This window comes from Flavobacterium psychraquaticum, assembly GCF_034497725.1.
In the GTDB taxonomy this organism is placed as follows: Bacteria; Bacteroidota; Bacteroidia; order Flavobacteriales; family Flavobacteriaceae; genus Flavobacterium; species Flavobacterium psychraquaticum.
In genome coordinates, this window is sequence record NZ_JAXKVR010000025.1 from 162,228 (window position 1) to 182,985 (window position 20,758).

Here is a 20,758-nt window from a genome sequence, read left to right on the forward strand (position 1 = left end):
TAATTTGTGTTTAACTAATTAGACCAAATAAAAATGAATAAAATGAATTGGAGAAATAGTATTGCAATTTTAGCATTAGGTTTAAGTTCAACTTTTACCTTTGCTCAGTCTAATCTTTTAAATGCTAAAACACCTGATCAAATCGGGAAAAAAACGGAAGCAGAATTAAGTGCAGACAATGATAAACCATTACCATACGGTTATGTACACGATAGAGATATCTTGATGGGTAAGCGTATTTGGGAAATTATCGACTTAGATGAAAGAGTAAACTTTCCTCTTTATTATCCTGTGGAAGGTGATGTTATGTCATCTCCAGACAGAAGACCTTTATACAACGTATTAATTTCTGCTATAAAAGAAGGAAAAATAACGGAAGTTTATGACTCAAGTTATTTTACAACTAAGAAAACTTTGAAAGATATTGAATCTTCATTGTTCACAGTAGATACTACGGATGTTGGTAGAGATCAAATGAATGAGGATATTGAAGCATACCGATCAGGTAAGAAACAAATTTCTGAGGAATATATCAGAAAAACTGAAATCGAAGCCGATGCTGTGAATGCTTACAAAGTGGTAGGATATTGGTATTTTGACAAACGTCAAGGTGAATTAAAATATCGTATGCTAGGGATCTGTCCTGTTGTTCCAGATGTTTATACTATGAACAATGAGGAAAAGGAATACATTGATTTATTCTGGGTATATTTACCAGCGTCAAGAGATGTGTTACATGAAGCTAAGGCTTTTAATAACAGAAACTCTGCAACTTCGTTTACTTTTGACCATTTATTAAACGCACGTCGTTTTAGTGGTATGATTTATTTAGAAGAAAATGTGTATGGCGATCGTTTAATCAAAGATTATATGAAAGAAAATGCACAAATGCAGTTATTAGAATCGGAACGCGTAAAAGAGAAAATTCGCGACTTCGAACAAGATATGTGGAATTATTAGTAGTATTTCTCCAATTTCATTTAAAAAACTCTTATCAAACGATAAGAGTTTTTTTTTAATTTTACACCATGATAGATTTTATAGTTGTAGGCAATGGTTTGGCAGGCATTTCTTTTTCAGAAATTGCTTTGCAAAATAACAAATCCATTTTTGTATTTGATAACAATTCGCAACCTTCATCTAAAGTTGCAGGGGGTTTATATAATCCGGTTGTCTTAAAACGCTTTAGTGAAGTGTGGAAAGCCAAAGAACAAATTGAGTTTGCTTTTCCCTTGTATCATAATATTCAATCTCGATTAAATGTAATTTTCGATTATGAATTGCCTATTCTTAGAAAATTATTTTCTATCGAAGAACAAAATAATTGGTTTCAAGCCGCAGATAAACTCAATTTAGCTCCTTTTTTAGATCCTAAATTGTCTAAACAAAAATATGATGCGATCGATTCTCCCTTTCATTATGGAAAAGTAAATCATACAGGTTATTTAGAAATTTCAACATTAATCGAATCTTATTCTAAGTATTTGAAATCTTTAAATTGCTATTCTACCGAAGCTTTCGACTACAATGAAATCCAATTTTTAGAAAGTGGAATTCAATACAAAGATATTCAAGCTAAAAATATAATTTTTGCAGAAGGTTTTGGATTACATGCCAATCCTTTTTTCAATGATTTACCTTTAGACGGAACCAAAGGGGAATTACTAATAATTAAGGCACCGAATTTGCATTTAGATGTTATCATCAAATCCAGCGTTTTTATTTTACCTATTGGAAATGATTTGTACAAAGTAGGGGCAACTTATGATTGGAAAGACAAAACTAATAATCCAACGGAAGAAGGAAAAAAAGAATTAGTAGATAAGTTGAAAGAACTAATTTCTTGTGATTTTGAAATAGTAGAACATTTTGCTGGCGTTCGTCCCACCGTTAAAGACAGAAGGCCTTTGGTTGGCACGCATCCGATTCATCTGCAATTACACGTTCTAAATGGTCTAGGAACTCGTGGGGTAATGCTCGGACCATATTTAGCCAACCAATTATTTCAACATATTGAAAACGGTGCTCCCTTAGAAAACGAAATTAACATTGAACGTTGTTATAAAAAAAGTCGAAATTAAAAATTTCGACTTTTTTTATAGTTTTTAATTATTTAATTTTTTTGTGCTGCTCCCAATCTTTATCATAAGTAATGAAAAAGTTAATCCAAATATTGCGAGACAACCGCATAATGAGCGGCATAAAAACTACTAATGTTACACAAATGGCAATAAAATTAGTAATCAAACTTTTCGCTCCGACGAAAAAATAACAGATTACGAAAGCTGCAACTCCAAAAGCAATTCCCAAACCATAACTCACATACATCGCTCCATAAAAGAACGAAGGTTCCATGTCATATTTGGTATTGCAATGAGAACATCTTTCGTGCATTTTGTAAACATTTCCGATATTATACGGGTTTTGATCCAAATACATCGATTCTTCGTGACATTTTGGACAACTTCCTGTTAAAATACTATTTAATATGGATCCTTTTTTTAACATTTGCAGATTATTTTGCACAAAGGTATAATTTATAACAACCTTTCGTGTAATAATTGTTACAAAAATATGCTGAACATACACAATTTATCGGTTTCATTTGGTGGAACATTTCTTTTTGAAGACGTAACTTTTAGATTAGGCTCTGGCGATAGAGTAGGACTTGTAGGAAAAAACGGTGCAGGAAAATCAACGATGTTGAAAATGCTTGCTGGCGATTTTAAACCCGATAGTGGCGTTATCGCAACTGAGAAAGAAGTTAGGATGGGATTTCTTCGTCAAGACATCGATTTCGAAGAAGGAAGAACCGTTTTGGAAGAAGCGTATCAGGCGTTCGCCGAAATAAAAAGAGCTGAATTCAGAATCGACGAAATCAATCACCAATTAGTTACAAGAACCGATTATGAAAGTCAGTACTATTCTGACCTAATCGAAGAATTGAGCGATGTTACGCATTTGTACGAAGTTTTAGGCGGTTACAATTACGTTGGTGATAGCGAAAAAATCCTTTTGGGATTAGGTTTCAAACGCGAAGATTTTGATAATTTAACCAGTACGTTTTCCGGTGGATGGCGTATGCGTATTGAATTGGCAAAATTATTATTGCAATCAAACGATATTTTACTTTTAGATGAGCCTACGAATCACTTGGATATTGAAAGTATCATTTGGTTAGAAGGATTTTTACGTAATTTCTCGGGCGTAGTCGTAATTGTTTCGCACGATAAAATGTTTTTAGATAATGTAACAAATCGTACGATTGAAATTTCTTTGGGAAAAGCGTATGATTTCAACAAACCTTATTCACAATATTTACTTTTAAGAGAGGAAATTCGCGAAAAGCAATTGGCTACGCAAAAAAATCAAGCTAAGAAAATTGAAGAAACAGAAAGGTTAATCGAGAAATTTAGAGCAAAAGCTTCTAAGGCATCAATGGCACAATCGTTAATCAAAAAATTAGATAAAGTAGAAAGAATCGAAGTTGATGAAGACGATAATTCAGTAATGAACATTTCGTTTCCTGTTTCACAAACTCCTGGAAGAGTTGTTGTCGAAGCCGAACACGTTACAAAAGCTTATGGCGATAAAGTAATTTTAAAAGATATTTCACTTTTAGTGGAACGCGGCAGTAAAATTGCTTTCGTGGGTCAAAATGGCCAAGGAAAGTCGACTTTTATGAAAGCAATTGTTAACGAATTTGAATATGAAGGGTCTATAAAAATGGGTCATAATGTGCAATTGGGTTACTTCGCACAAAACCAAGCCGAATATTTAAATGGTGAAATCACGTTGTTGCAAACAATGGAAGACGCTGCAACCGACACCAATCGTTCGAAAGTTCGTGATATGTTAGGTTCGTTTTTATTCCGCGGCGATGATGTGGAGAAAAAAGTAAAAGTACTTTCGGGAGGCGAGCGAAATCGTTTGGCACTTTGTAAATTACTTTTGCAACCGATTAACGTTTTGGTAATGGACGAACCTACGAATCACTTGGATATTAAGTCAAAAAACGTTTTAAAAGCCGCTTTAAAGCAGTTTGAAGGAACCTTGCTGTTGGTTTCTCACGACCGTGACTTCTTGCAAGGAATGTCGAATTTGGTGTACGAATTCAAAGATCAGAAAATTAGAGAATATTTGGGCGATATCAATTTCTTCTTAGAGCAAAAAAACGCAATGAATATGCGTGAAATTGAACAAAAAGACGTGGTTTCATCCAAAGTTGATAAAGCTCAAAAAAGCATTTCATACGAAGACCAAAAGAAAGCCAAATCACTACAAAACAAGTTGAGCAAAGTCGAAAGTCAAATCAAACAGCTGGAAAAAGACATTCAGCAAGACGATAAAGCGTTGGCTTCAAACTACGACAAACACGTTGAAGATGCTAAGTTTTTTATGGCATACGAAAAGAAAAAGAAAGAATTAGAACAACTTTTATCCGACTGGGAAAAAGTCCAATTAGAAATCGAAGTCTTAAATAGTTAATTGCAAATTGCATTTTTCACAAGAATAACACAAATTTTTACTTTTTATAAGTATTAGTTTGTGTTTTTTTTGGGCCTATTTCCAGCTCTGCGTTACAATCTTTTGCAAATAAAAAAATTTTTATAAGTCATAAAAAGAGCTTCTTAGGTCGCTTTTTTATAACAACAAAAATAAATTTTATTTAACAAAAGGATTTCCACTTCGATCTGGGGCAAACTCCCGGAATGTTTCAGGAATTTTTATATAATTTAGTTTCTTCGGAATGTTTAGTAAATAAAATTACGCTTTCAAAAAACTTCTTCTAGCAAAACTAATTCCAAAATAAACAATTGAAATCAGCGTAAAAATGATTCCAACCATCATAAAAAATTCCACAAAACGCATTAGCATACTAGGTTCTTTCACATCGCCATCCATAATAAAACCTACCGTCGTAATAACAGTTGCAACAGTCAGTATATTTAAAAGTATCTTTTTCATAGTTTAGTTTTTTAAGTCTTATTTAAAAACGAAAAGTAACGCATTTTAGTATGAATTAGTTTTAAAACGATATAAAAGGAAACTGCGAACGAATTTTTGCAATTTTTTCATTCACATTTGCCACAAATCGCAAATGACTTTCCGTATTCGGATTAAAAGGTCGGTGAGCCAATCCTTTCTGAATCGTAGCAATTTCTTCCATCGTCAATTGACTTTCATCGGAAATCATCGCTTTAGCAAAACGTTCCCAAATATAATCAACCGCCATTTTACTCGGATGCAATAAATCATCCGCATAAAAACGATAATCACGTAATTCATCCATCATAATTTCGAACGAAGGAAAGTATTCAGTATTCAGTGAGCAGTTTTCAGTTTTCAAAACGCTTTGCAACGCCGTAATCAAATGTGCTTTACTCAACGTATTTTCGACAAAACCATCTTTGATATGACGAACCGGCGAAACCGTAAAAATTACAGTACAATTCGGGTTTATAGAATGAATTAAATTAATAATATTCGCTAAACTTTCCTCAATTACGGCAAAAGACAACAATTCTTTAGTAAACTCCTTTTGCGGCACTTTATGACAATTCGCAACAATTTGCTTTGATCCAACATTTCGATAAACCCACGACGTTCCAAGGGTAATAAAACAATGCGTCAACGATAGAATTTGGTTATGAGTTGTGGCAATAAGTTTATTCAACGTATTTAAAAAAACATCTTTATCCGAATTCGATAATTCCGAATGCACTTCATAACAATGCCAAAGTTCGTTGTGAAAGAAAATATCGCTTTCCGTAAAATCAAGTTTATTCACAGCTCTTTTTATCAAATTCTCAATCGAAACCGGATTAAAAATGATCCCAAAAGGATTTGTCGCCGTTTGAAATTTATAATACTGAAATTTTTCCGCTATATTTTCTGAAAAACAAGAACCCAAAGCCAAAAGCTTACTTTCATAAGTAATTGGGTTTTCGAATTTTCCGATGGGTATTTTTGTCGTGAATTGCAAATTGATAAGTTTAGACTTCAAATTTAGATTAGTTTTTAGAATTAAACTACTAATTTTACATTCCATTTAGCTCAAAAAATATGATACAAAAAGAATATATTGATCCCAGCGAAGGATTTTCGCAAACCGTAATCGTAAAAACAGGAAATTACAAAACACTTTACATTTCGGGACAAATCGGAGAAGGAACTGATTTAGAAAGCCAAACGCTTGCCACTTTTAAAAATCTAGAAAAGCAATTGCATCAAGCGAATGCAACTTTCAAAGACGTTGTAAAAATGAATACGTATATCGTAAACTTCCAACCAGAAACTGATTTACCAATTTTCAGAAAAGTAAGAAAAGAATTTCTGGGAACTGAAAATTATCCCGCAAGCACATTAGTCGGAATTCAAGCTTTGGGAAATAAAGAATGGTTGATAGAAGTAGAAGCGATTGCCGTGATAGCATAAAAAAAATCCCGATAAATAATAAACTTATCGGGATTTTAGTATTGATTTATTGCGATGTGTTTTTAGAAACAAAAAGCATACTTTGGATGTTTATTTATTAATCATCTTTCTTTTTTGTTTTTGCTTCTTCTTCAACTTCTTCAACTTTTTCACTTTCAATTGAAATTTTTAATACTTCAATTGTTTCCGTAGCTGATTTGATGAAAGATTCGTTTTCTTTTATTTTCGATTCTAATTTGTCAATTTTTCTCTGAATTTTCTCTTTATCTTTTGAATCTTTAACAGTATTTAATTCATTGTTTAGCAACGATAAATCTTCTTGTGCTTTTTCATTTTCGGCTATCTTTTTATCTTTTTTAGCCGTTTTTTGGGCAAGATACTCTTCTCTTAATGAATTGTTGTTTTTACTATTTCTAAGTGACTCATAATTTTTTTGTGATCTAAGAGATTCTGAATGGATAGCAATACGCTCTATGGTCATATCCTGTCGGTTTTGCGCAGCTATTTCAAACGGAATCAAAAATAAAATCACTATAAATAAGGAATATTTCATATGCCAGTATTAGTTTATAAAATCTACTGCTTTATCTAAAGCCTCCTTAATTCCACCTACATTCTTCCCTTTTCCTGATGCGAAGAAAGGTTGGCCTCCACCATTTCCATCAATTAGTTTTCCTAATTCACGAATCACATTTCCAGCATTTAACCCTTTTGAAGCCACTAATTCTTTCGAAATATAACAATGAATATTTGGCGTATTATCTTCAACAGATGCTAAAAACACAAATGTATTTGGTTTAGAAGTTCCAATAGCTTGAGCTAAATCTTTAGTTGCACTCATCGATAAATCAACTTGTTTTGCTAAAAAGTTAACGTCATTGATTTCTTGGAAATCAGCAACTAAAGTATTTTTCAAACCTTCAATTTTCTCTTTTAATAATTGCTCTAGTTGTTTTTTTAACTTCGCATTATCGTCCTGTAAGCTAACAACCGATTTTAAAACATCTTGCGGATTTTTCAAAGTTTCCTTGATTTTAGCTAACATATTTTCATTATTCGTATAGAAATCTTTCACCGCTTCACCCGTAATCGCTTCCACACGACGAATTCCTGCAGCTACTGCTCCTTCAGAAATAATCTTAAAATGCCAAATATCAGCTGTGTTTTTCACGTGAATTCCACCACATAATTCTTTACTGCTTCCAAACTCAATCATACGAACATTATCGCCATATTTTTCGCCAAATAAAGCCATTGCACCTTTGTCTAATGCTTCCTGAATTGGAATATTTCGATGTTCTACTAATTGCAATTGTGCTTCAATTCTAGCATTTACAAAAGCTTCAACTTGTTTAATTTCATTATCCGTAACTTTAGAAAAATGCGAAAAGTCGAAACGTAAATAATTCGGATTCACTAAAGATCCTTTTTGTTCTACGTGCGTTCCAAGAATCGTTCGCAAACCTTCGTGCATCAAATGCGTAGCCGAGTGATTTTTAGAAGTCGAAGTTCTTAAATCCGTATTTACTTTCGCCACAAAATTAGCTTCAACATTTTCTGGAAGTTGTTTTGCGAAATGTAAAATCAGGTTATTTTCTTTTTTCGTGTCGATAATTTCAATCGTTTCATTTGCCGAAACTAATGTTCCTTTATCGCCCACTTGTCCACCACCTTCTGGATAAAAAGGAGTGTTGTCTAAAACGATTTGGTATAAAATTCCATCTTTTTTAGAATCAACTTTACGAATTCTTGTGATTTTTACATCGTTTTCCGTTTTATCGTATCCAACAAAAGTTTCAACATTTCCTGGAATTAATACTGACCAATCTTCCGTTGAAACCACAGATGCCGCACGAGAACGTGCTTTTTGTTCTTGCATTGCTTTGTCAAATCCAGCCTCATCTAATTCATAGCCTTTTTCACGAAGAATTAAAGCCGTTAAGTCAATTGGAAATCCAAAAGTATCATACAATTCAAATGCTTTTGCACCATCAACTTGTTTTCCTTTTGTTTCTGCAATTACTTTATCTACTAATTGCAATCCTTGTTCTAAAGTTCTTAAGAAAGAAGCTTCTTCTTCACGAATCACATTAGTTACTAATTGTTGTTGCGATTTAATCTCTGGGAAAAACTCGCCCATTTGATTCGCTAAAACTTCAACTAATTTATTGATAAACGGTTCTTTTGTTCCTAAAAACGTAAAGCCATAACGAATAGCACGACGTAAAATTCTACGAATTACATAACCAGCTCCAGTGTTTGATGGCAATTGACCGTCAGCAATAGCAAAAGCTACCGCACGAACGTGATCCACCACCACACGAATCGCAATATTGGTTTTGTTTTGTTCTTCTGACTCTTCGACTCCGCTCAGAGCGACACTATTTGGGGTATATTTTAATCCTGTAATTTCTTCAACTTTAGCAATAAGTGGCGTAAAAACATCGGTGTCGTAATTTGAAGTTACGTTTTGCATCGCCATACACAAACGCTCAAATCCCATTCCGGTATCAACGTGTTGTGCAGGTAATTTTTCTAGAGAACCATCAGCCTTACGGTTAAATTCCATAAATACATTATTCCAAATTTCCACTACTTGCGGATGGTCTGCATTGACTAAATCTCTTCCAGAAACGGCTGCTCTTTCTGCATCCGTACGCAAATCGATGTGAATTTCAGAACACGGTCCACAAGGTCCTTGATCGCCCATTTCCCAGAAATTATCTTTCTTATTTCCTAAAATAATGCGGTCTTCTGAAACGTATTGCTTCCATAAATCAAAAGCTTCTTGGTCAAACGGTACATTTTCAGCCGGATTTCCTTCGAAAACAGAAACGTATAAACGATCTTTATCTAAATTTAAGACTTCGGTTAAAAATTCCCAAGCCCAGTCAATTGCTTCTTTTTTGAAATAATCACCAAAAGACCAATTTCCTAACATTTCAAACATAGTATGATGATAAGTATCAAAACCTACATCTTCTAAATCGTTATGTTTTCCTGAAACACGAAGACATTTTTGCGTATCGGCGATTCTCTTGCTTTTTGGCGTTCCGTTTCCTAAAAAGTATTCTTTAAATTGGGCCATACCCGAATTATTGAACATCAAGGTTGGGTCGTCTTTTAAAACAATGGGCGCAGAAGGAACAATTAAATGGTCTTTCGATTCAAAAAATTGTAAATAAGCTTTTCTAATGTCTTGTGATTTCATTATCAGTAATTTAGTTGAAAATTAAAATTTAATGGGTAGTAATTTGTAGAAATTATATTCTTTATAAATGCAACGCGTCTCAAAAATAAAATAGTATAAGAATGAAACATTTCATAAATTTGTTCGTATAACTACTACCAATTAAAAATTTGGCACAAAAATAGTACATTTTAATATATGTCTAAGGTAAAATATTATTACGATTCAGAAAATTTAGCTTATAAACGCGTACAAACCAAAAAAAGAAAGAAATTTGGCTATATCGTACTGTTTTTAGTTTCTTCTGCGTTGTTTGGTTTTTTAATTTTTTTGCTATTAATCAATACGAGTTACTTCGAAACGCCAAAAGATAAGATTCAAGCTAGAGAGATTGAAGTTTTGCAATTAAATTATAAAGTCTTAAATAAGAAATTAGATTTGATGGATGAAGTTTTGGCCGCGGTAGAAAATAGAGATAACAATATCTATCGAATTTATTTTAACACAATGCCCATTTCGGATGAAGAGCGAAAAGCTGGTTTTGGAGGCGTAAATAGATATAAAGATTTACAAGGATTTAATAATTCGGAATTAATAGAAAATACGACCAAAAGAGTAGATATTTTGACTAAGGAATTAGTGATTCAATCGAAATCATTAGACGATATTGTTTTATTAGCGAAACAAAAAGAAAAATTATTGGCGGCTATTCCGGCCATTCAGCCTGTTAAGAATGAAGATTTAAAACATATGGCTTCCGGCTATGGTTATCGAAGTGATCCGTTTACGAAAATTAAGAAGTTTCATTACGGAATGGATTTTACTTCAAAAACGGGAACTCCAATATACGCAACTGGAGATGGAGTTATCTATAAAGCGGATGCATCGCTTTCAGGTTATGGAAATCATGTTGAAATAAATCACGGTTATGGTTATAAAACATTGTATGCACATTTAAGTAAATACAATTGTAAACCTGGACAACGTGTGAAAAGGGGCGATTTAATTGGTTATGTAGGAAGTACGGGTCGAAGCCAAGCACCCCATTTGCATTATGAAGTGTTAAAAGATGGTGTTCACGTGAATCCATTAAATTTCTATTATGGAAGTATTTCTGCAAAAGAATACTTAGAAATTTCTAAATTAGCGAATCAAGAAAACCAATCGTTGGATTAATAATAATGTTTGCTCTCGAATTTAAATTTGCTCTTGTTCTTGAACTTGTAATTGCAGTTGAATATAAAATATGGATTTAGATTTAGCACCTGATAAAAGATATTACAGCATTGGCGAACTGGCCAAGGCTTTTGACGTGAACGCGTCTTTAATTCGTTTTTGGCATAAAGAGTTTGATATTCTAAAACCGAAGACTAACGCTAAAGGCAACCGTATGTTTGCTCCAGAGGACGTTAAAAACTTACAATTGATTTATCATTTGGTAAAAGAACGAGGATTTACATTAGAAGGTGCAAAAACGCATTTAAAAGAAGGTCAAAAAAAAACCTTAGATAAGTTTGATATCATCGCAAAATTAAAAACAATCAAAAAACAATTAAACACAATTAAAAATCAACTATAAACAAATTAATAAACTTTAAAAATTCAAATTATGAGAAAATTTTTGCCTTTGATTATTATAGGAGCCGTGGTTTTAATCGGTTATTTCTACTTTAAGGGAATTAACAATACTGCTGTAACCTTAAACCAAAACATTGAAGAAGCTTGGGGTAATGTTGAAACTACCTACCAACGAAGAAATGATTTGATTGTGAATTTAGTTAAAACGGTTCAAGGTGCTGCGGAATATGAAAAAGGTACTTTAGAAGCCGTAATTCAAGCTAGAGCAAACGCAACTAAAACAGTTGTAGATCCTACGAATATTACACCAGAACAACTAGAAAAATTTAGTCAAAATCAAAGTGCGCTTTCTAGATTATTAGTAACTGTTGAAAATTATCCAAGTTTACAAGCGAATCAGGGTTTTTTAAATTTGCAAGCAGAACTTACAAGTACTGAAAATCAAATCTTAACGGCAAGAACTCGTTTTAATGAGGCGGTAAAACCATATAACAATCACATTAAAACATTTCCAAATAGTTTATTTGCTGGTATTTTTGGATTTAAAGAAAAAGCATTTTTCAAATCGGTGGAAGGAGCTGAAAAAGCGCCAGAAGTAGAATTCAATTTTGATAAAAAAGAAGCTAAATAACTTAAAAATGTCAAAAACCGAAGATTTCTTAACAAAAGAGGAAGAGCAAGAAATTGTTCAAGCTATTATTGCATCCGAAAATAATACTTCGGGAGAAATTAGAGTACATATAGAAGAACATTCAGAAAAACCACCTCTTGAGAGAGCTCAGGAGGTTTTTTTTGAATTAAAAATGGATGAAACCCACGATCGAAATGGCGTTTTGTTTTATGTATGCGTGGCTGATAAAAAGTTCGCAATCATTGGCGATAAAGGAATAAACGATATAGTAGCAGCTGATTTTTGGAACACTACAAAAGAGGTTGTAATTGCTAATTTTAAAGAAAAGCAATTTAAAAAAGGCCTCGTGGAAGGGATTTTAAAAGCAGGTGAGCAATTAAAAAGTTACTTTCCTTATCAATCCAATGACGAGGACGAATTGTCTAATGAAATTTCAAGAGGATAATATGAGAAATTACAATACTAAAAGAGTCAATTTTAAAAGTGAGAATTTCTTTGTGGTCATTGCTTTTTTCCTTTTTGTTAATTTCTCTTTCGGACAAGTTACAATTCCTAAAAAACCTAGTTTTCAAACTAGTGTTTATGATTACGAAGATGTTCTGAACCCTGCCGATGAAAAACAGTTAGAAGAAAAATTAATACGGTACTCTGATTCCACATCAACACAAATTGTAGTAATTACAGTTGGAGATTTAAAAGGAGAAGATATTGGAATTTTAACACCAAGATGGGCCCACGAATGGGGAATTGGTCAAGCAAAAGAAGACAACGGAATTTTAATCTTACTTTCTAAACAAGAGCGCAAAATTTGGATTGCTCCAGGTTATGGCGTTGAAGATCGTTTGATAGCAGCCGTAAATGCTGAAATTATCCGAAATATCATTACACCCGAATTTAAAGCAGGAAATTATTACAGCGGATTAGATAAAGGAGCCGATGCAATTTTCGATGTTTTAAAAGGTAAATTTAAAGGAACAAGGAAAAATTCCAAAAAAGAAGATTTTCCAATTTTACCAATTATCATTTTTGTTGCTATTTTGCTATTTATTATCTCAAGAGCAAAAGGTGGTGGTAACTCTGGCAATAATTCTGGAGGAGGATTTGACTTAGCCGATATAATTATTTTAAGTAGCTTAGGCCGAAGTGGCGGAGGCGGAAGCTTTGGCGGCGGCGGAAGTTTTGGTGGCGGTGGCTCAGGAGGATTTGGCGGCGGCTTCGGTGGTGGCGGATTTTCTGGTGGTGGTGCCGGCGGAAGTTGGTAAAAAACAAAGAATAATTAGAAAAATTTTTAATAAAAAAAAACTCGTTAGTAATTGCTAACGAGTTTTTTTTTAATTTATTTTTTCTTAGCTCCAAAATTGCCTAGTTTGTAAGTCAGTGAAAACATTGCGTATTGTTGTAATACGGTGTTTTCAGCATCTGTAATGGCAGTTGGTGTAATCGTTCTAACAGCACTAACATTTTGATTTAAAACATCGTAAATCTTTACTTTTGCTAATAATTTATCCTTATAAAAATTATAACCCAAACTCAAATTCCATAAATAGAAATCTTTTTGAAAACCATCTGCAATATTAGAATTGTAGTTGTAACCAAAATCACTTCCTAAAACTACTTTTTTAGGCCAATAGGTTGTAATTTCTAACTTTGCATTATGTTGGAAACTTTTCGTATTATCAATTACATAATTGCTATAATCATTTGAAATATGAGTATAACGATAAGTAGGATTAATAGTAATTAAATCTTCTATAGACCAAGTGATGTTTGCTCTTGGTGATAATCTTAAACCTTTAGATTCAAATAAAGCTGCATTGGTTAGACCTTGATTGTAATCGTAGCCTGCTTGCATTCCTAAACCATATTTCAAAGTTCGTTTTTCTTTCTTTACCGATTTATTTAAGCTAAATCCAACATAATAATTATAAGCCTCATCTACATTTTGATAAGTTGTACTGGCTTTGAAATCAGAATTATAAGTTGTACTAGCTGTAATTTGATTCCTGTCATATTTTCCACCAGCATAAGCGTAAAACCCGCTTCGAGTAGGATAATCGTAGTTATTGAAATTGAAATATAGTGAGTAGCTTTCGCTTGGTTTTAAATCAGCATTTCCAATAATTGTATTCAAAGGATTTGATAAATTTTCAAAAGGTAAAATCTGATTTGCTGAAGGTAAATCTATACTGTAAGAATAATACGAGTAAATGGATTTCGATTTTCCTAAAGGAATACTTACATAGCCATTCATTTTCGGATACATGTACTTTTTATTCACCCTAGTTTTATTTGACAAATAATCGGATTGATTGTTAAAATTTATGATTTCCGTTCCCATCGAAATACTTCCTCTAAACTTCTTTTTCGAAATGCTTATTCCTACCATAGGTGTAACTGAGGAAATGCTAGAAGTAATGTCATTTGACAATAAGCCATTGAAATTACTATAGTTGTTAAAAGTATTGTCAAAGTCATAAGTAATGCGGTTATCTCTTGATTTTTCATAAGAATAAACGGTTTCAAAATTAAAAACTAAAGAATCTCGCAAAGGTTCAGAATAACCTAATTCTACTTCAATTTTGTCCTTTTTAGAATCGTCATTTCGAAATTGATCACGCTCATCAGCTAAATTTCCAGATTGAAAAAACCGAGTTGAGGTTTTGGTATATAAATCCGATGTATTTGTACTGTTTTCGTTTTCTATCGTGGCACTTATTCCTCGTCCTTTTTTCTTAAATTCTTTGTAGAAATTTATTTTATTCTTAAATGTTCTATTTTGGCTTGCCCAGCTATTGTCACTAGTATTTTCATTTAAAGCCGTTCCCGTTTCGTCAAATGTAGCATCAAAGCCAGTATTTCTATTCTTAACTTCGTTTTTTGTAAAACCTGGGCTTATGTATAAAGTAGCTGTCGAGTCCAATTTAATTTCAAAATCCATTGCCAAGTTATGACCATCCGAAATTGTTTTAGTTTCAGATGCTGCTAAAGTATTGGTATTTCCTGTAGGAAGTAAGTTTATTCTATTGGTTCTGTTCTTATTTGTACTTTCAGCGTTTGTAAAATAGTAACTTCCGTTTGGATTGATTTTTTTATTCGCCCACTCGTCTGCGTAGTTCATTCCAATCATATTCGATTTGGTAATTCCACTGTTGCCCCCAAATTGCATCCCATTGATACCAAAACTACCATTGTCGCTATAATAAACCGATCGGTTTCGACCACCACCCATATTATCAAAAATCTCATCCATTGAAAATCCGGTCGAATTTATATTGTTAGATGAACCTAAAACACTAATTTTTTGCGTGTCTTTAAAATGATTAAACAATAAACTAGATTCGTAACGTTCATTGGTTCCATAGCCCGCCGTCGCTTTTCCAAATTGCCCTTTGTTTTTATCTTCCTGAATAGTTAAGTTAATTGTTTTCTCGTTTGACGTGGCATCTTGTCCAGAAAGTTCTTCTTTTTTCGTTTTAGTATCCGATACTTGTATTTTATCTATGATTTCCGCGGGAAGATTTTGAGTCGCAATTTTTCCGTCTTTACCAAAAAATGGCTTCCCGTTCACTAAAATATTGTTTACTTCTTTTCCATTTACCGTGATTTTTCCCTCTTCATCAATTTCAACTCCGGGCAATTGTTTTAATAACGCTTCCACGTTTGCATCAGGTCTAACTTTGAAAGAAGATGCATTGAATTCTAACGTATCTTTTTTAATTCGAATTGGCGGTGCTTCTGATTGCACAACAACTTCATCGAGCGTACTAACATTTTCTGTTAATTTCACAAAACTAAAATTTTTATCTTGGTTTAAGTTCTCTAATTTCTCCGAGTAGTCTTTGTATCCAATGAAAGAAACTATGAATACCGCTGGCTTTTCACTCTTTTTTGTCTTGAAGTCAAAGTTTCCATTTTTGTCAGAAATTGTGTAATCAATCACACTTTCATCACTTGCCAACTTTAGATAAATAGTGGCCGATTCTAAAGGTAAACTAGTCGATTTATCAATAATTTTTCCTTTTAACGAAATGGTGTTCTGACTGTAATTTATTGTAAAACAGAATAAAAATAAGGCAATTGCTAGTTTTTTGAACATACTTAGCTTGTAGTTGATTAGAATTTGTAACAAAGAGCGAAATAAAATAAATTAAATGAAAGTAAAATCCTACTTAAGAAAGTTTTAACAAAAATAGGAGCAATGAAATTTATTATGTTTAACTTTTTTATTAAATAATTAAACAATATATTTGTACCATAAAATTAGGAATTATGAAAGCAATCTATTTTACCACCGTATTTTTAATTGTGTTTGCGGCAGTTGCGCAATTAGATTTTATTAGCTTCACCTTTATCAATATTCTGTTTATTGTAGGTAACCTTTTAGTTGTTTTTATGGTTTATCTAACCTTAAAAGATTTGTATCAAACAACAAAAAAGTTTGAAAATTGGTACGAAGACAATCCAAGAAATATTGAAGAGTAGCTTTCGTAAAGCGATAAGGCATAAAGATATTTTTTTATAATTAACCAATAAAAAAATCCGAAGCGCTAACTTCGGATTTTTTTGTTTATTTCTGTCTGAAATAAATGTCGATTGGCACACCATTAAAGTTATACTGCTCTCTCAATTTATTTTCTATAAAACGTTTATAAGGATCTTTTACATATTGTGGCAAGTTAGCAAAAAACACAAACTGAGGCGTTGGTGTTGGCAACTGCATACAATATTTAATTTTCACATATTTACCTTTCAATGCTGGTGGCGGCGTTGCTTCAATAATTGGCAACATCACATCATTAAATTTTGAAGTAGAGATACGTTGTTTTCTATTTTCGAAAATTTCCACAGCCGTTTCTAAAGCTTTCAACAAACGTTGTTTCGTTAAAACAGAGATGAAAAGAATTGGCACATCCGTAAAAGGTTGCAATTGTTCTCTAATCTTACGCTCGTAATCTCTTGTAGTCATCGTGTCTTTTTCAACCAAATCCCACTTATTTACTAAGATAACAACACCTTTTCTGTTTTTCTCAGCCAACCAAAAAATACTTTGGTCTTGACCTTCAAATCCTCTTGTAGCATCAATAACTAACAAACAAACATCACTGTGCTCAATTGCTCTAACCGAACGCATTACCGAGTAAAATTCTAAATCTTCTTTTACTTTCGCTTTACGTCTAATTCCGGCAGTATCTACTAAGTTGAACTCAAATCCAAAACGGTTATAAGTTGTGTCAATTGCATCTCGCGTAGTTCCAGGAATATCTGTAACCACAAAACGATCTTCACCAATTAAGGCATTAATGAAAGAAGATTTTCCTGCGTTTGGTCTTCCTACAACACAAAAACGAGGTAACGGATTTGTTTCTTCAGTTGTTTCTGGCATATCAGGTAAAACTTCGACTAATTTGTCTAAAAGTTCACCCGTTCCACTTCCGCTCATTCCAGAAATGGTATAATATTCACCTAAACCTAAATTATAAAATTCAACAGCGTCTTTTTCACGCATGGCATTATCTACCTTGTTGATAACTAATAAAACAGGTTTTTTTACTTTTCTAAGCAATTTCGCCACTTCGTCATCCATCGGCGTTACACCTTCTTCCACATCTACTACAAAGATAATAGCATCTGCTTCATCTATCGCTAATTCCACTTGACGACGAATTTCGCCTTCAAATATATCATCCGAACCTTTTATATAACCTCCCGTGTCAATTACTGAAAATTCCTTCCCATTCCACTCACTTTTCCCATAATTTCTATCACGAGTAACACCACTAACAGAGTCTACAATAGCTTCTCTACGCTGTACTAAACGGTTAAAAAATGTGGATTTTCCTACATTCGGCCTTCCTACAATGGCAACAATATTGTTCATAATCTTATTTTGAATTTGCAAAAGTACAATTTTTTTTGGAGCTTTTTCCTGCTATCCATTACAACTCCACAATTTTAGGTCTTTTTTTCTAAATTTATTCCAGCAGCTTCTTGGGTCGCTACTTCCATAAAAAGAAAAAATAGTCCTAAAACCTGCGGGGTTTTCATTCCCATCAGGGCTAGGGAAGTAGCAATAGTTTCATATTTAGTAAAAATGTATATATTCGCTTTTTAAATCACAGTAAATGGAAATCGAAAATAGCATTGTATTACGTCCCAAATTTCAAAAAGAAGTGCCTAAATCTATAGCAACTATTTTAAATAATGCGGATCGAATCAAGGCAGAAGTAAAGGAAGATTATCGTGTTAAGGTTTCGGACCATCACATTTTCTTTTTCATCACTTTAGCAAAACGAAAATACTATTCGCCTCATTTACATATCGAATTAACTGAAAACGAAGATGGATCAACCAACGTAAGAGGACTTTTTGGTCCCGATCAAACCGTGTGGACCTTTTTTATGTTTCTACACTTTATTATCGCAGGAGTTTTCTTGGTTTTTATGATGATGGCTTACGTGCATTGGACTCTAAAAGAAACGATGAAATTGGATTTTGCCATTATGGGAGCAATGGTGGTTTTTTGGTTTGCATTGTACGCACAAGCACGCATCAACAGAAAAAAATGCCAACCGCAAATGCATAATTTAGAAGAATTGATGAATCGCGTTTTGAAATAAAAAAACCTAACAGATTTTGAAGGCTGTCAGGTTTAATAAATGCTATTTTGTCAATCTGAATTTGTTTCAGATTTTTTATTTATTTCTGGTTATAACCAAAGCGTTTCAATTGGTAAGCACTGCTTCTCCAATCTTTATTTACTTTTACATAAGTAACTAAGTGAATTTGCTTGCCGAAGAATCTCTCTAAATCTTCTCTGGCCTGAATTCCCACACGTTTCAAGGCGTTTCCTTTGTGACCAATGATAATTCCTTTTTGCGTATCGCGTTCTACCATAATTACAGCACGAATTCGGATAATGTTTTCATCTTCTAAAAACTCTTCCGTTTCAATTTCTACAGCGTATGGAATTTCTTTATCGTAATTTAATAAGATTTTCTCTCTGATCGTTTCGTTTACGAAAAAACGTTCCGGTTTGTCTGTTAAAGCATCTTTTGGATAGAAGGGAGGTGATGTTGGTAATAATTCCAAGATGCGATCAAAAACTGCTTGTACATTAAAGTTCTCTAAAGCCGAAACTGGAAAAACTTCTGCATTAGGCACTTTTTCTTTCCACAAAGTCATCTGCTCTTCTAATTGTTCTTGGTTAGATTTATCAATCTTGTTCAAAATCAATAATACCGGAATTTTAGAATGGATGATTTTATTAAAAAACGCTTCGTCCTTTAATTCTTGTTCACCTATTTCCACCATATAAACCAAAATATCAGCATCTTCAAACGCCGATTTGACAAAATCCATCATTGAACTTTGCAATTCGTAGGCGGGTTTTATAATTCCAGGTGTGTCTGAAAACAAAACTTGAAAATCTTCACCATTAACAATTCCTAAAATACGATGTCTTGTCGTTTGTGCTTTAGAAGTAATAATAGAAAGTCGCTCGCCTACAAACGCATTCATAAGAGTTGACTTTCCTACATTCGGATTTCCAATAATATTTACATATCCAGCTCTGTGCTCCATTTTGATAATTTTATTTTGCAAAGGTACATATTATCACGCAAAACAAAGAAATAAAAATTATTTTAAAAAAAGTCTTGCTATTTTAAATAATGATTGTACCTTTGCACTCACAAATCGCGGGATAGAGCAGTAGGCAGCTCGTCGGGCTCATAACCCGAAGGTCACAGGTTCGAGTCCTGTTCCCGCTACTAAGTAGCCTTTTATTGAGAGTACAAAACGCACATCGCGGGATAGAGCAGTAGGCAGCTCGTCGGGCTCATAACCCGAAGGTCACAGGTTCGAGTCCTGTTCCCGCTACTAAGTAGAAAAAAGTCCTGAAGGGCTTGTTAACAAAAGGTTTTGAATATATTCAAAACCTTTTTTTTATGTCTACAATTCTCCATATCCTACGCCAAGTAAACGTAAACGATTTCATTGTGAAACCAAAACGCAACTACTCAGACACGAAAATCTATACGGGAGGTATCGACATAACAATTTGTTATGATGTTTTTGAAAAAAGAAGACAAGTTGAGTATGGTAACGGAACAATAAGTAATTATTTCTATGAGCCAAAACAAGTATTACAGCAAATGCAAGTAAGTACTCCAAATGGTACTTTGTTTATGTCAAACAATTATAAGTATGACTTAAACAGTAATATCACTCAAATTTCTAATACTGCTTCTGCTATTGCTATCAACCAATTGGGTGGGATAGAAACCAAAACTTTTGAATATGATGATTTCAATCGCCTGAGACACTCTGAGGGAACTTGGTTAGGCGATAGCGAAGATCATGTCTTTGTACTTGATATGGAGTATAACTCGCTTCACAACATTCTATCAAAATCTCAATCGCATCAAATGGCACCATCTGGTAGTGCAAGTTTTGTTGATACGCCAAATAGTATGAATAATTACTACAGTTATACAGGAGGCAATCAACCTCATGCTGTTTCTAGTATTGATGTGTTTGATCCTTTAACAAAATTACACCGCACGAACAATATAGGAACAAGAGTAGATAATTTAACCTACAATTACACTTGTACACGAACTAATAGATTAAACTTTGTTTCTGATGCAGTACCAGCAGCCCCAAACCATCCAAATTATATTGACTCAGGACAAGTGGCAACATATTACGTCTATAATGTCTTAGGACAACTAACCCTTAACAAACAAGAAACTACCCATTATGTGTACAATACACAAGGTTTAGTTATTGAAATTAGACAAGGTAGTCTTACTTTTGCATCTGCTACAGCCAATGTTGTTAAATTTTTCTACAACTGGGGCATCGTACAAGAAAAGAAAGTACTTAAGGAGGAATTACTAACACAACTTATCATGTCTTAG

The 20,758-nt window shown here is 33.3% G+C and carries 20 protein-coding genes and 2 tRNA genes; 14 read left to right on the forward strand and 8 right to left on the reverse strand.

Annotation, left to right across the window (positions count from 1 at the left end; translation table 11 throughout):
* The first annotated feature begins 33 nt into the window (after positions 1–33).
* Positions 34–960 carry a type IX secretion system ring subunit PorN/GldN gene (gene porN / locus T1L09_RS04860; protein WP_322549823.1) on the forward strand — a complete coding sequence of 309 codons (927 nt, stop codon included), beginning with the start codon at positions 34–36 and terminating at the stop codon, positions 958–960.
* Positions 961–1,028: 68 nt separating this feature from the next.
* Entirely contained in the window at positions 1,029–2,081 is a 1,053-nt protein-coding gene (locus T1L09_RS04865; protein WP_322549824.1) for an NAD(P)/FAD-dependent oxidoreductase, read from the forward strand.
* Between the two features lie 28 nt (positions 2,082–2,109).
* On the opposite strand, the gene T1L09_RS04870 is transcribed toward T1L09_RS04865, so the two are convergent.
* Positions 2,110–2,508, reverse strand: a complete 399-nt coding sequence (locus T1L09_RS04870) for a DUF983 domain-containing protein (RefSeq protein ID WP_322549825.1) — start codon at positions 2,506–2,508, stop codon at positions 2,110–2,112.
* A gap of 66 nt (positions 2,509–2,574) precedes the next feature.
* Here T1L09_RS04870 and T1L09_RS04875 point away from each other — a divergent pair, with 66 nt between their 5' ends.
* Positions 2,575–4,488, forward strand: a complete 1,914-nt coding sequence (locus T1L09_RS04875) for an ABC transporter ATP-binding protein (protein ID WP_322549826.1) — start codon at positions 2,575–2,577, stop codon at positions 4,486–4,488.
* Between the two features lie 279 nt (positions 4,489–4,767).
* Here the strand turns inward: T1L09_RS04875 and T1L09_RS04880 are convergent, their stop codons facing one another.
* Both T1L09_RS04880 and T1L09_RS04885 read right to left on the reverse strand, forming a co-directional pair.
* Positions 4,768–4,968, reverse strand: a complete 201-nt coding sequence (locus T1L09_RS04880) for a hypothetical protein (RefSeq protein ID WP_322549827.1) — start codon at positions 4,966–4,968, stop codon at positions 4,768–4,770.
* A 61-nt stretch (positions 4,969–5,029) separates the two neighbouring features.
* On the reverse strand, positions 5,030–6,007 hold the full coding sequence (locus T1L09_RS04885) for a GSCFA domain-containing protein (RefSeq protein WP_322549828.1): 978 nt from the start codon (positions 6,005–6,007) through the stop codon (positions 5,030–5,032).
* A gap of 59 nt (positions 6,008–6,066) precedes the next feature.
* Between T1L09_RS04885 and T1L09_RS04890 the strand changes: the two genes are divergently transcribed.
* Positions 6,067–6,438 (forward strand): RidA family protein, encoded by a 372-nt coding sequence (locus T1L09_RS04890; RefSeq protein WP_322549829.1) that lies wholly within the window; start codon positions 6,067–6,069, stop codon positions 6,436–6,438.
* Positions 6,439–6,535: 97 nt separating this feature from the next.
* Here the strand turns inward: T1L09_RS04890 and T1L09_RS04895 are convergent, their stop codons facing one another.
* Positions 6,536–6,991 carry a hypothetical protein gene (locus T1L09_RS04895; RefSeq protein WP_322549830.1) on the reverse strand — a complete coding sequence of 152 codons (456 nt, stop codon included), beginning with the start codon at positions 6,989–6,991 and terminating at the stop codon, positions 6,536–6,538.
* Positions 6,992–7,000: 9 nt separating this feature from the next.
* Positions 7,001–9,649 carry an alanine--tRNA ligase gene (alaS, locus tag T1L09_RS04900; RefSeq protein WP_322549831.1) on the reverse strand — a complete coding sequence of 883 codons (2,649 nt, stop codon included), beginning with the start codon at positions 9,647–9,649 and terminating at the stop codon, positions 7,001–7,003.
* 177 nt (positions 9,650–9,826) lie between these two features.
* On the opposite strand from alaS, the gene T1L09_RS04905 reads away from it, so the two are divergent.
* The 5 genes from T1L09_RS04905 to T1L09_RS04925 all read left to right on the forward strand — a co-directional run bounded on the left by T1L09_RS04905 (position 9,827) and on the right by T1L09_RS04925 (position 13,099).
* On the forward strand, positions 9,827–10,804 hold the full coding sequence (locus T1L09_RS04905; protein WP_322549832.1) for a M23 family metallopeptidase: 978 nt from the start codon (positions 9,827–9,829) through the stop codon (positions 10,802–10,804).
* 70 nt (positions 10,805–10,874) lie between these two features.
* Entirely contained in the window at positions 10,875–11,207 is a 333-nt protein-coding gene (locus T1L09_RS04910; protein WP_322549833.1) for a MerR family transcriptional regulator, read from the forward strand.
* A gap of 30 nt (positions 11,208–11,237) precedes the next feature.
* Positions 11,238–11,837 (forward strand): LemA family protein, encoded by a 600-nt coding sequence (locus tag T1L09_RS04915; protein WP_322549834.1) that lies wholly within the window; start codon positions 11,238–11,240, stop codon positions 11,835–11,837.
* A gap of 7 nt (positions 11,838–11,844) precedes the next feature.
* Positions 11,845–12,282: a TPM domain-containing protein gene (locus tag T1L09_RS04920; protein WP_322549835.1), complete on the forward strand. Its 438-nt coding sequence runs from the start codon at positions 11,845–11,847 to the stop codon at positions 12,280–12,282.
* 1 nt (position 12,283) lies between these two features.
* Positions 12,284–13,099, forward strand: coding sequence for a TPM domain-containing protein (locus tag T1L09_RS04925; RefSeq protein WP_322549836.1), 816 nt, complete (start codon positions 12,284–12,286; stop codon positions 13,097–13,099).
* A 74-nt stretch (positions 13,100–13,173) separates the two neighbouring features.
* Here T1L09_RS04925 and T1L09_RS04930 read toward each other — a convergent pair whose 3' ends face one another.
* The gene (locus T1L09_RS04930) at positions 13,174–15,933 is read right to left on the reverse strand and encodes an outer membrane beta-barrel protein (protein WP_322549837.1); all 2,760 of its coding nucleotides are present in this window, start codon (positions 15,931–15,933) and stop codon (positions 13,174–13,176) included.
* Between the two features lie 173 nt (positions 15,934–16,106).
* Between T1L09_RS04930 and T1L09_RS04935 the strand changes: the two genes are divergently transcribed.
* On the forward strand, positions 16,107–16,319 hold the full coding sequence (locus T1L09_RS04935) for a hypothetical protein (RefSeq protein ID WP_322549838.1): 213 nt from the start codon (positions 16,107–16,109) through the stop codon (positions 16,317–16,319).
* A gap of 85 nt (positions 16,320–16,404) precedes the next feature.
* Here T1L09_RS04935 and der read toward each other — a convergent pair whose 3' ends face one another.
* Entirely contained in the window at positions 16,405–17,715 is a 1,311-nt protein-coding gene (der, locus tag T1L09_RS04940; protein ID WP_322549839.1) for a ribosome biogenesis GTPase Der, read from the reverse strand.
* Positions 17,716–17,959: 244 nt separating this feature from the next.
* Here der and T1L09_RS04945 point away from each other — a divergent pair, with 244 nt between their 5' ends.
* Positions 17,960–18,454 (forward strand): hypothetical protein, encoded by a 495-nt coding sequence (locus T1L09_RS04945; protein ID WP_322549840.1) that lies wholly within the window; start codon positions 17,960–17,962, stop codon positions 18,452–18,454.
* 79 nt (positions 18,455–18,533) lie between these two features.
* Here T1L09_RS04945 and era read toward each other — a convergent pair whose 3' ends face one another.
* Positions 18,534–19,418, reverse strand: coding sequence for a GTPase Era (gene era / locus T1L09_RS04950; protein ID WP_322549841.1), 885 nt, complete (start codon positions 19,416–19,418; stop codon positions 18,534–18,536).
* A gap of 115 nt (positions 19,419–19,533) precedes the next feature.
* Here era and T1L09_RS04955 point away from each other — a divergent pair.
* The 3 genes from T1L09_RS04955 (at position 19,534) to T1L09_RS04965 (ending at position 20,758) form a co-directional block, all read left to right on the forward strand.
* A tRNA-Met gene (locus tag T1L09_RS04955) sits at positions 19,534–19,606 on the forward strand.
* Between the two features lie 36 nt (positions 19,607–19,642).
* A tRNA-Met gene (locus T1L09_RS04960) sits at positions 19,643–19,715 on the forward strand.
* A 68-nt stretch (positions 19,716–19,783) separates the two neighbouring features.
* Positions 19,784–20,758: a hypothetical protein gene (locus tag T1L09_RS04965; RefSeq protein WP_322549842.1), complete on the forward strand. Its 975-nt coding sequence runs from the start codon at positions 19,784–19,786 to the stop codon at positions 20,756–20,758.